Origin of the sequence: Desulfosporosinus nitroreducens, from assembly GCF_023897015.1 — a bacterium.
Taxonomy (GTDB): domain Bacteria; phylum Bacillota; class Desulfitobacteriia; order Desulfitobacteriales; family Desulfitobacteriaceae; genus Desulfosporosinus; species Desulfosporosinus nitroreducens.
Map to the genome: position 1 here is coordinate 75,125 of NZ_JAMHFY010000013.1, position 12,615 is coordinate 87,739.

Genomic DNA, 12,615 nt, shown 5'->3' on the forward strand with positions numbered 1-12,615 from the left:
TTTGGATAGGCAGTGTATTTCAACAAAATTGTACTTTTAGAATAGAATAGTAAAATACTGAATTCAAGCCTAAAACTAAAATGTTTTCTTGACAGAGGGGTTCCGTTTTGTTATACTTTATAAATGTTACTATATGTAAATGGAATTTATTACTTAATCTATCCATGCTATGGTAATAAGTTAAAAGCATTAGATAATAAGGAGATATTATCTTTGAAATTGTCGGAATGATAGCGGAACATCATAAACAGTTAAGCGAGGTTCTTTTAAAGGCCTTGCTTTTGGCTGTATATGTCAATATATTATTAGACCTCAATGAGAGAAAACCACACTGAGGGGTGAAACGTAAATGTTCTATCCTGTTAAGGTTGGGACACGAGAGCGCTGGAGCTACTCCAGAATCCGTGAAGTTCTCGACATGCCAAATTTAATTGAAATCCAGCAAAACTCCTATCGTTGGTTTCTTGATGAAGGGTTACGCGACATGTTTCGCGATATTTCACCGATTCAAGATTTCACAGGCAATCTCGTTCTAGAATTTGTTGATTATAGCTTAGGAGAGGCTAAATATCAGGTGGAGGAGTGTAAAGAACGCGATGTTACATATGCCGCGCCACTCCGCGTAAAGGTTCGCCTGATCAACAAGGAAACTGGAGAAGTGAAGGAACAGGAAGTCTTTATGGGGGATTTCCCGTTGATGACAGACAAAGGTACCTTCATTATTAATGGGGCCGAACGTGTTATTGTCAGCCAACTTGTTCGATCGCCGGGGGTTTATTATGCCGAACAAATTGATCCCAGCGGGAAAAAGCTCTATGGAGCTACAGTTATTCCAAATCGTGGGGCTTGGCTAGAGTTTGAAACGGATGTTAACGATAATATCTTTGTAAGAGTTGACCGAACTCGGAAGCTTCCAGGCACTGTCCTTATTCGTGCCTTAGGATATGCCAGCAACGGTCAGATCTTGGAGTTATTTAACGATAATGAATATATCCGCGCTACTTTGGAAAGGGATAACTCAGAGTCGACAGAAGAAGCATTGGTTGAAATCTATAAAAGGTTAAGACCAGGCGAACCACCGACGGTTGACAGTGCACGCTCATTATTGGAAGCATTGTTCTTTGATGCTAAACGTTATGATCTGGCCAAGGTTGGTCGATATAAACTCAATAAGAAGCTAGGTCTGGATATCCCAATGGATGTACGACATCTAACTCGCGGAGATATCGTGGCCAGTGTTCAGCGAATGCTTGCCTTGATGGATGGTGAAGGTCATAAAGACGATATTGACCATTTAGGCAATCGGAGGTTGCGCTCTGTAGGTGAGTTGCTTCAAAATCAATTCCGAATTGGATTATCTCGTATGGAACGCGTAGTTCGCGAACGAATGACAATTCAAGATGTTGAAGTGATTACTCCTCAAGTATTAATTAACATCCGACCTGTTGTGGCTGCCATTAAGGAATTCTTTGGCAGCAGTCAGTTATCTCAATTTATGGATCAAACAAATCCGCTGGCAGAGTTAACGCATAAGCGGCGCTTAAGTGCTTTAGGACCTGGAGGATTGAGCAGAGAACGTGCAGGTTTTGAAGTTCGCGACGTCCATCATTCTCACTATGGCAGAATGTGTCCTGTGGAGACGCCGGAAGGACCAAACATTGGTCTGATTGGATCTCTAAGTACATTCGGACGCATTAATCCTTATGGCTTCATTGAAGCCCCTTACCGCAAGGCAAATAAGGAGAGCGGAAGCGTTACTGATGAAATTCATTATTTAACGGCTGACGAAGAAGAAAAGTATGTTGTAGCACAGGCTAATGCACCACTTGATAAGGATGGCAATTTTCTAGGGGAGAAAATTGATGGTCGTCATGGACCAGATTTCGTGCATGTGTCTCCGAACCAAGTTGACTATATGGATGTCTCTCCAAAGCAAATGGTATCCATCGCTACAGCACTTATCCCCTTCTTGGAGCATGATGATGCAAACAGGGCTTTGATGGGTTCAAACATGCAACGGCAAGCAGTGCCGCTTTTGCGGACGGATTCGCCTTATGTAGGGACTGGAATGGAATATAAGACTGCTAAGGACTCCGGTGTTTGCGCAATTACTAAACGAGCTGGGGTAGTTGAGCGGGCGACCGCTGACGAGATCATTGTCCTCGGTGATGACGGGATGACAGAAAAGCATAAACTGCTTAAATATTCTCGTTCCAACCAAGGAACCTGCATTAACCAGCGACCCATTGTTATGAAAGGGGAGCGGGTAGAGGCCAGCCAAATCATTGCGGATGGTCCATCAACTGACCATGGAGAACTCGCTTTAGGCCGCAACGTTTTAGTAGCCTTTATGACATGGGAAGGGTATAACTACGAAGATGCTATCTTGATAAGCGAGAAGCTTGTTCGAGAGGATTATTATACATCCATTCATATTGAAGAATACGAATCAGATGCCCGTGATACTAAGCTTGGACCAGAAGAAATTACTCGCGACATTCCGAATGTCGGGGAAGATGTTCTGAAAGATCTTGATGAGCGTGGAATTATTCGTATCGGAGCTGAAGTTCGTCCGGGAGATATCTTAGTTGGTAAAGTGACACCGAAGGGTGAGACAGAGCTAACGGCAGAAGAACGTTTGCTTCGAGCTATTTTCGGGGAAAAGGCGCGTGAAGTGCGTGATACTTCGTTGCGTGTACCCCATGGAGAAGCTGGGAAAATTGTCGATGTTAAAGTGTTTACCCGCGAAAACGGGGATGAATTATCCCCTGGTGTTAATCAACTTGTTCGTGTCTACATCGCTCAAAAACGAAAAATATCTGTGGGTGACAAGGTGGCGGGTCGCCACGGTAACAAAGGGGTAATTTCACGCATTATGCGTCAAGAGGATATGCCGTTTATGCCGGATGGCACGCCGATTGAAGTTGTCCTTAATCCATTGGGCGTTCCTTCTCGGATGAACATCGGACAGGTGCTTGAGACTCACTTAGGTATGGCGGCAAAGGCCTTAGGGATACGTATTGCAACCCCGGTCTTTGACGGTGCTACTGAGGATGATATTTTTGAAACTTTAGAGAAGGCCGGCATCTCAAGAGATGGGAAGACGATGTTGTATGATGGACGGACAGGAGATCCGTTCGACAGCAAAATCACTGTTGGCTATATGTATGTTCTTAAACTTCACCATTTAGTTGACGATAAGATTCATGCCCGTTCCACAGGTCCATATTCCCTCGTAACCCAGCAACCTTTGGGCGGTAAAGCTCAATTCGGTGGGCAACGCTTTGGAGAAATGGAAGTTTGGGCGTTGGAGGCTTATGGAGCAGCTTATACTTTACAAGAAATCCTAACAGTTAAGTCAGACGATGTCGTTGGACGTGTAAAAACATACGAAGCGATTGTTAAAGGAGAGAACATTCCTGAACCAGGAATCCCCGAATCGTTTAAGGTTTTGATAAAAGAAATGCAGAGTTTGGGACTTGATGTTAGAGTCTTGTCAGCAGATGACAGGGAAATTGAGATTCATGATACCGATGAGGATATAACGGAAACCGCAAAGGAACTTGGCATTGATCTGCATGAAGAACTCCCGCTTCCTTCAACTCGAATAGTTGGGTCGAAGGATGAGGAAGACACCATGGTCGATGAGGAAGACCCTCTCGATGAATTAAATGTTGAAGTCCTTGAGGAAGAAGATATAGATCTTGGCGATCTCAAATAGTCCCCGGACGAAAGGAGCGATAAGGATTGCTAGACGTCAATAACTTCGACCGTATGCGTATCGGTTTGGCTTCCCCGGATATGATTCGTGAGTGGTCATTTGGAGAAGTAAAGAAACCTGAAACCATTAACTATCGGACCTTAAAGCCGGAACGTGAAGGTTTGTTTTGTGAAAAAATCTTTGGCCCTACTCGAGATTGGGAGTGTCATTGCGGAAAATATAAACGGGTTCGTTATAAAGGGATAGTTTGTGATCGTTGCGGTGTTGAAGTAACCCGTTCAAAAGTTCGCCGTGAGCGTATGGGGCACATAGTTCTTGCTGCACCGGTATCTCATATCTGGTATTTCAAGGGAATCCCGAGCCGGATGGGACTACTTTTGGACATGTCTCCTCGCGCTTTGGAAAAAGTCCTCTATTTTGTCTCTTATATTGTGACAGACTCTGGTGATACGTCTCTAATGAAGAAACAGCTTCTGACAGAAACAGAGTACAGGGAATATCGTGATAAATATGGGGATCGTTTTCAAGCCAGCATGGGAGCGGAAGCGGTTAAACAATTGCTCGCCGAGATGGATTTAGACAAATTAAATGAAGAACTGCGAATAGAGCTCAAAGAAGTATCAGGACAGCGGAAAATCCGTGCCATTCGTCGTCTCGAGGTAGTGGAAGCCTTTAAATCTTCAGGAAACCACCCTGATTGGATGATTATGGACGTTGTCCCTGTGATTCCACCCGAACTGAGACCCATGGTCCAGTTGGATGGCGGTCGTTTTGCAACGTCGGACCTCAATGATCTCTATCGACGAGTGATTAATAGGAACAACCGCTTAAAGCGTCTCTTGGATCTCGGTGCACCAGATATTATCGTGAGAAACGAGAAACGGATGCTCCAGGAAGCGGTTGACGCCTTGATTGACAATGGCCGTCGTGGACGTCCTGTGACTGGGCCGGGAAACCGACCGCTTAAGTCTCTCAGCGATATGTTAAAAGGAAAACAAGGTCGTTTCCGACAAAATCTCTTAGGAAAACGTGTTGATTATTCCGGACGTTCCGTTATCGTTGTTGGTCCAAATCTTAAGCTTCATCAGTGTGGTCTGCCTAAGGAAATGGCTTTAGAGCTCTTCAAACCCTTCGTGATGAAAAAACTTGTCAATGAGGGCCATGCACACAATATAAAAAGCGCTAAACGCATGGTTGAGCGGGTGCGGCCTGAGGTGTGGGATGTTCTCGAAGAAGTCATTACCGATCATCCGGTTCTTCTCAATCGTGCCCCAACCCTTCATCGCTTGGGCATTCAGGCCTTCGAGCCAATCTTAGTTGAGGGTAAAGCTCTACAGATTCACCCGTTGGTTTGTACTGCTTACAATGCGGACTTTGACGGAGACCAAATGGCTGTGCACGTTCCACTGTCGGCAGAGGCCCAGTCGGAAGCTAGGTTGTTAATGTTGTCAGCGCACAATATTCTGAACCCTAAAGATGGGCGACCAGTGGCCACTCCAACTCAGGATATGGTCTTAGGATCTTATTATCTGACTATGGATCGACCGGGCGCTTTTGGAGAAGGAAAAATATTCAAAGATTATGATGAGGCAGTTTTTGCTTATGACTCCAAAGCAGTTCACTTGCAGGCCAGTATTAAAGTTCGCCGGGGCGGAGAACTCTTGGAAACAACCGTTGGTCGATTGATATTCAATTCTGTCATTCCTCCTCAAATTGGTTATTTCAATGAAGTAGTAGGTAAAAAGGGACTCGCCGACATTGTAGCTAAAACCTATCGCAAGGCGGGCTATGAAGCGACTGCTAACTTGTTAGACGGGCTAAAGAGTCAAGGGTTTAAATTCTCCACCAGAGCTGGGATGACGGTCGGGTTGACTGACATTACCGTTCCCAAAGAGAAAACCGAGATTCTTAGCAAAGCAGACATTGCAGTTGCTAAAACTGAACTTCAATATAGACGCGGTTTGATCACGAATGAAGAACGTTATAATCTGGTCATTGATACGTGGGCTAAAGCAACTAAAACCGTAACCCAAGCGTTGATGGATACCTTAGATGTATTTAACCCTGTTTATATGATGGCGACATCAGGGGCCAGAGGAAATATTCAACAGTTGAGACAATTAGCAGGAATGCGGGGACTTATGGCAGACCCGTCTGGACGGACCATTGAGTTGCCAATTAAGGCTAATTTCCGTGAAGGACTCACAGTTTTAGAGTACTTTATTTCTTCTCACGGTGCACGTAAAGGTCTGGCAGATACTGCTTTGAGAACGGCTGACTCAGGTTATCTGACCCGTCGATTGGTAGATGTCTCTCAAGACGTGATTGTGCGCGAAGAGGATTGTGGAACATTAAACGGCATTATGGTCGAGGATATTAAGGACGGTCCAGAAATAATTGAACCTTTAGTAGATCGTCTTGTCGGGCGCTTTGTATTAGAGGAGTTACACCACCCGGAAACAGGAGAAGTGCTTGCTGTACCGGATACTGAAATGACAGAAGAACAGGCTGCGGAAATTGCTAAATGCTTTGATACGGCGATAATTCGTTCAGTCCTAACCTGCAAATCGCGGTACGGAGTCTGCAAGAGATGCTATGGTCGTAACCTGGCTACAGGACGCCCAGTAGAAATGGGAGAGGCAGTAGGGATTATCGCTGCCCAATCCATTGGAGAACCCGGTACTCAGCTGACCATGCGTACGTTCCACACTGGAGGGGTTGCGGGAGACGATATAACCCAAGGTCTTCCGAGGGTAGAAGAACTTTTTGAGGCACGTAAACCTAAAGGGCAAGCGATCATCTCAGAAGCAGTTGGAAAAGTGTCAATCAGCGAAGTTAAAGGGCGACGTGAAGTGGATCTCCTAACTGAAACTGAAGAACACATAGTCTATACGATTCCTTACGGTTCGCGCCTTTGTGTCAAGGAAGGCCAGATGGTCGAAGCTGGGGATGAGTTGACTGAAGGAAGTATTAACCCCCATGATATGCTAAAAGTTAAGGGTCAACGCGGTGTTCAGGTCTATCTTCTGGGAGAAGTTCAACGAGTTTACCGACTCCAAGGGGTAGATATTAACGACAAGCATATTGAAGTAATGGTACGTCAGATGTTACGCAAGGTAAAAATCGACGATGCCGGGGATACAAGTCTGCTTCCTGGTGGACTGATAGATGTTTTTGATTTCCAAGATGAGAACGCACGAGCTATTGCTGAAGGCGGAGAGCCAGCGGTTGCGCACCCGGTACTTTTAGGAATTACCAAAGCCTCATTGGCTACGGACTCATTCCTATCAGCAGCTTCTTTCCAAGAAACTACTCGTGTTCTTACTGAAGCGGCTATAAAAGGAAAAGTAGATCCTTTGCTTGGATTAAAAGAAAATGTCATTATCGGAAAGTTGATTCCTGCCGGAACAGGCATGTTAAGATATCAAAATGTAAAATCTTTGGAAACAAATCCGACCGAATTATTGACACGCTAGAACTCAAATGCTAAACTACTATAGTGTGATTAAGGGGGAAAGCATTTTGATGCTTGATGAAACCTTCAAACACGCCAAACAAAAAACAGTTGGGTTAAAGCAAACCCAACGAGCCCTTGAAAAAGGGTGGGTTCGGCGCGTTTATATGGCCAAAGATGCCGAAACGCATGTTCGTCGCCCTATTCTTGAATGGTGCGAGAGTCATAGCGTGGAGTGCGTTGAAGTTCCTACTATGAGGGAATTAGGGAAAGCGTGCGGGATTGAAGTAGGCACAGCAATAGCGGCCATATTGCAAGAGTAACGCCCGTCTGGCTACCCAATAAAGCTGAGTTTGGAATTGCTTGTTAAATGCTGCAGCAAGCAATTCCTTGTATATTGATTTCATTAGAAAGGAGGCGGAGACATGCCGACAATTAATCAACTTATCCGTAAGGGACGTGCCACAATCGAACAAAAATCAACAGCTCCGGCTTTACAGTGGGGCTATAACTCACTTAAACGTAAGCAATATCCCTCAGGAGGATCCCCTCAAAAGCGAGGAGTTTGTACTAGGGTTTATACTACTACTCCTAAAAAACCTAACTCAGCACTCCGGAAGGTTGCTCGTGTGCGTTTAACTAATGGGCTTGAGGTAACCACCTATATTCCTGGAATCGGACACAACTTACAAGAACACTCCGTGGTTCTTATTCGTGGCGGTCGTGTTAAGGACATTCCTGGTGTGCGTTATCACGTTATTCGTGGTGCTTTGGACACAACTGCTGTTCAAAAACGTTCGCAAGGTCGTTCGAAGTATGGTGCAAAACGTCCTAAGAAAGCCTAATAAGGACTCTTGAATTGTCTCGAATTGTTAATATTATGATACAAAGGAGGTTACCAAATGCCACGTAAAGGATATGTTGCCAAACGCGATGTTCTGCCAGATCCGATTTACAAGAATCAAACTCTAACCAAGTTTATCAATCAAATTATGTTAGATGGTAAAAAGGGAACGGCTGAAGCAATTTGCTACGGCGCATTTAATATGATTCAGGAAAAGTCTGGCAAAGATCCCCTTGAAGTCTTCAGTACTGCGCTAAAGAATGTTATGCCGGTATTGGAAGTAAAGGCACGCCGTGTTGGGGGAGCAAACTATCAAGTTCCTATCGAAGTACGTGCTGAACGTCGTACTACACTAGCTCTGCGTTGGCTTGTCGCTATGGCTCGTAAACGGGGCGAGAAGACAATGCAAGAGAAGATTGCCGGAGAGTTACTTGATGCCTCTAACAATACAGGGGGTTCAGTAAAGAAAAAAGATGATATGCACAAAATGGCTGAAGCAAATAAGGCTTTTGCGCATTACAAATGGTAATTTGAGACACACTGATTTTGACAGAAAGGGGGATTCTCAATGGCAAGACAATTTTCACTAGAAAATACGCGCAATATAGGAATTATGGCTCATATTGACGCAGGAAAAACGACAACAACTGAACGTATCCTTTTTTATACCGGACGTGTGCATAAAATTGGGGAAGTTCATGATGGCGCTGCGACGATGGACTGGATGGTGCAGGAGCAAGAACGCGGTATTACTATCACCTCTGCGGCTACAACATGCCAATGGAAAAACAACCGGATTAATATCATTGACACACCAGGGCACGTGGACTTCACTGTGGAAGTTGAACGCTCCTTGCGTGTACTAGACGGTGCTGTAGCAGTGTTTTGTTCAGTCGGTGGCGTAGAGCCTCAATCGGAGACTGTATGGCGTCAAGCGGATAAATACAAAGTTCCGCGGATCGCTTTTATTAACAAAATGGATCGATTGGGTGCGGATTTCTTCCGCGGAGTTTCCATGATAACTGACCGATTGGGTGCTAACCCTGTACCGATCCAATTGCCGATTGGTGTTGAGGAAAACTTCAAAGGAATTGTCGACCTAGTGACAATGACATCGACAATCTATACAGATGACCTAGGTACGACTGAAGAGCATAGTGCGATCCCAGAAGACCTAGCTGAATTAGCCAGCGAATACCGTGAAAAGTTAATTGAAGCGGTTTCTGAAACAAGCGAAGAACTCATGATGAAGTATCTTGAAGGGGAAGCACTCACAGAACAAGAAATTCGCGACGGCATACGCCGCGGAGTCATAGGGAACAAATTTATCCCGGTCATTTGTGGTTCTGCATTCAAGAACAAAGGAGTTCAACCTTTGCTGGATGCTGTAGTTGATTATATGCCATCTCCATTAGATGTACCGCCAATTAACGGAGTACATCCTGATACCGGGGCAGAAGATCAGCGGACAGCCTCAGATACTGAACCTTTCTCCGCTTTGGCATTTAAGATCATGGCTGACCCATTTGTGGGTAAACTTGCATTCTTCCGGGTCTATTCTGGAGTTTTAGGTGCCGGTTCTTACGTCTACAACTCGACTAAGGGCAAGCGCGAACGCATCGGACGGATCCTCCAAATGCATGCCAACCACCGCGAAGATATACAAGAAGTGCGTTCAGGTGATATCGCTGCAGCCGTCGGATTAAAGGATACCTCGACAGGGGATACCTTATGCGACGAGAAGACTCCAATCATTCTGGAGAAAATGGTATTCCCAGAGCCTGTTATCTCTGTATCGATTGAGCCTAAGACTAAAGCCGACCAAGAAAAAATGGGCGGGGCACTCGGCCGTTTGGCTGAAGAAGATCCGACCTTTAGAATGCACACCGATACAGAAACTGGGCAGACGATTATCGAAGGAATGGGTGAACTTCATCTGGAGATTATCGTTGACCGCTTACAGCGAGAATTCAAGGTACAATGTGATGTAGGTCGTCCACAAGTTGCTTATAAAGAAACCATTCGGAAGACTGTTAAGTCCGAAGGGAAATTTGTTCGCCAGTCTGGTGGACGCGGTCAATATGGACACTGTTGGATCGAGTTGGAACCTCTTGAGCCCGGTAGCGGTTTCGAATTCGTTAACAAGGTAGTCGGAGGAGTTATACCTCGGGAATACATTAATCCGATTGGAGCCGGTATCGAAGAAGCGATGCAAAATGGTATTCTTGCTGGCTATCCTCTGCTTGACATGCGTGCTACAGTGTATGACGGTTCTTACCATGATGTTGACTCTTCAGAAATGGCCTTTAAGATTGCTGGATCTATGGCATTTAAAGCCGGTGCACTCAAAGCTGATCCTGCGATCATCGAACCGATCGAGAAAATCGAAGTGACAGTTCCTGAAGAATATATGGGAGATGTCATTGGAGATATAAGCTCACGTCGTGGTCGGATTGAAGGAATGGAAGCGCGTGGCAATACTCAAGTTGTTCGTGGATTTGTTCCACTTTCCGAAATGTTCGGGTATTCAACCGACTTACGCTCAGCAACTCAAGGCCGTGGAGTCTATGTGATGCAGTTCGATCATTATGAAGAAGTCCCAAAAGGCATTGCGGATGGCATTATTGCTAAGCGCCAAGGGTCATAGGCGAAGTTTGAGGCGCGAAGCACGAGCTTTTGTTCGGGCTTCGTAACCTCCCTGAATCATATAACTTTATAGTATATTAAAGGAGTGATTAAAATGGGAAAAGCTAAATACGAACGTACAAAACCACATGTTAACGTAGGAACCATTGGTCACGTTGACCATGGTAAAACTACTACGACAGCGGCAATCACCGTTGTTCTTTCAAAACACGGCGGCGCTGTAGCTACAGCGTTTGACCAAATCGACAAGGCTCCTGAGGAACGCGAACGCGGAATCACCATTTCCACTGCACACGTTGAGTATGAGACTGAAAATCGTCACTATGCACACGTGGACTGCCCAGGACACGCTGACTATGTTAAAAACATGATCACTGGTGCTGCTCAAATGGACGGAGCGATCCTCTGTGTTTCTGCCGCTGACGGCCCTATGCCACAAACCCGTGAACATATTCTCTTGGCTCGCCAAGTAGGTGTTCCTAGTATTGTAGTTTGGCTTAATAAGGTAGACATGGTTGATGATGAAGAGCTAATCGAGCTCGTTGAAATGGAGCTTCGGGAACTCTTAACTGCCCAGGAGTATGATGGTGACAATGTTCCTATCATTCCTGGTTCTGGTCTAAAAGCCCTTCAATGCGGTTGCGGAAAACGTGATTGCGAATGGTGCGGCAAGATCTGGAATCTCATGGATGCTGTTGATTCCTATATCCCAACTCCAGAGCGTGACACTGACAAGCCTTTCTTAATGCCTGTCGAGGATGTCTTCACAATTACTGGACGTGGAACGGTTGCTACAGGTCGTGTTGACCGTGGTAGAGTTAAAGTCGGTGACGAGGTTGAAATCGTTGGTTTGACTGACACTGCCCGTAAGACTGTCGTAACAGGCGTAGAGATGTTCCGTAAACTCCTTGATTCAGCTCAAGCTGGAGATAACATTGGAGCTCTCCTTCGTGGAGTTGAGCGTAAAGATATTGAGCGCGGACAGGTTTTGGCAAAAGCCGGATCAATCAAGCCTCACACCAAGTTCTCTGGTGAAGTATACGTTCTTAATAAAGAAGAAGGTGGCCGTCATACGCCGTTCTTCCATAACTATCGCCCACAATTTTACTTCCGCACAACAGATGTAACTGGAGTAATCACTCTTCCAGAGGGCACTGAAATGGTTATGCCTGGCGACCGTGTAACGATTGAAGTTGAACTTATCACTCCAATCGCTATGGAAGAAGGACTTCGCTTTGCTATCCGTGAAGGTGGCCGTACTGTTGGTTCAGGTATCGTTGCAAAAATTAACAGCTAAGAAATATTTTTTAGACTTAATGACGAGAGGAAAAGTCACTTTTCCTCTCGTCATTAAAAGCCAGTCAGTATTCGCCAGTTGACGGAAGGTTGGATTAAATAAGAAACACACTTATCCGGCCTCCGACATCTGACCTCTGACACCAGGAATGGCGTAAAAGGTTGCTGGACGAGTGACTCCGCTTGGTCAGGGAATTTTTATGCTCGAAACCCGTATAACGGGAATTATGAGGAGGTTGTAACTTATGAGCCAGAAGATCAGAATTCGGCTTAAAGCATTTGATCACAAAACACTTGACCAATCAGCAGAACGCATAGTTGAAACTGCAAAACGTACGGGCGCACAGGTTAGTGGACCAATTCCTCTTCCAACAGAGAAAAGCATCTACACCATTTTGCGCTCGCCACATGTCAATAAAGATTCACGGGAACAATTTGAGATGCGCACTCATAAACGCCTAATTGATATTCTTGAACCGACGCCTAAGACGGTGGATGCGCTCATGCGCTTAGATCTGCCAGCCGGTGTGGATATCGAAATTAAGTTGTAATTGGCTAAAATTAGAGTAGCAAATCATTTAACTTTGTGATATACTATCGTTATGTTTGTTGTGCGAAACACCCGGTAGCGTGGAGTTGCTGTCGGGTGGCTGG

8 protein-coding genes are annotated in these 12,615 nt (G+C 45.3%); all 8 read left to right on the forward strand.

Annotated features, from left to right (window positions below; all coding sequences use genetic code 11):
* Positions 1–349 precede the first annotated feature (349 nt).
* The 8 genes from rpoB to rpsJ all read left to right on the forward strand — a co-directional run bounded on the left by rpoB (position 350) and on the right by rpsJ (position 12,512).
* The gene (rpoB, locus tag M8E35_RS15040) at positions 350–3,721 is read left to right on the forward strand and encodes a DNA-directed RNA polymerase subunit beta (RefSeq protein ID WP_252470002.1); all 3,372 of its coding nucleotides are present in this window, start codon (positions 350–352) and stop codon (positions 3,719–3,721) included.
* Between the two features lie 26 nt (positions 3,722–3,747).
* Positions 3,748–7,197, forward strand: a complete 3,450-nt coding sequence (rpoC, locus tag M8E35_RS15045) for a DNA-directed RNA polymerase subunit beta' (RefSeq protein WP_289710857.1) — start codon at positions 3,748–3,750, stop codon at positions 7,195–7,197.
* A 49-nt stretch (positions 7,198–7,246) separates the two neighbouring features.
* Positions 7,247–7,498 (forward strand): L7Ae/L30e/S12e/Gadd45 family ribosomal protein, encoded by a 252-nt coding sequence (locus tag M8E35_RS15050; RefSeq protein ID WP_252470072.1) that lies wholly within the window; start codon positions 7,247–7,249, stop codon positions 7,496–7,498.
* A 102-nt stretch (positions 7,499–7,600) separates the two neighbouring features.
* Complete coding sequence (rpsL, locus tag M8E35_RS15055) at positions 7,601–8,020, forward strand: 30S ribosomal protein S12 (protein WP_229247248.1); 420 nt, start codon at positions 7,601–7,603, stop codon at positions 8,018–8,020.
* A 57-nt stretch (positions 8,021–8,077) separates the two neighbouring features.
* Positions 8,078–8,548: a 30S ribosomal protein S7 gene (gene rpsG, locus M8E35_RS15060; protein WP_073032200.1), complete on the forward strand. Its 471-nt coding sequence runs from the start codon at positions 8,078–8,080 to the stop codon at positions 8,546–8,548.
* Positions 8,549–8,587: 39 nt separating this feature from the next.
* Positions 8,588–10,666 (forward strand): elongation factor G, encoded by a 2,079-nt coding sequence (gene fusA / locus M8E35_RS15065; RefSeq protein ID WP_073032198.1) that lies wholly within the window; start codon positions 8,588–8,590, stop codon positions 10,664–10,666.
* Between the two features lie 93 nt (positions 10,667–10,759).
* Positions 10,760–11,962 (forward strand): elongation factor Tu, encoded by a 1,203-nt coding sequence (gene tuf / locus M8E35_RS15070; RefSeq protein ID WP_252470003.1) that lies wholly within the window; start codon positions 10,760–10,762, stop codon positions 11,960–11,962.
* Between the two features lie 244 nt (positions 11,963–12,206).
* Positions 12,207–12,512: a 30S ribosomal protein S10 gene (gene rpsJ / locus M8E35_RS15075; protein ID WP_007778414.1), complete on the forward strand. Its 306-nt coding sequence runs from the start codon at positions 12,207–12,209 to the stop codon at positions 12,510–12,512.
* Positions 12,513–12,615: the final 103 nt, after the last annotated feature.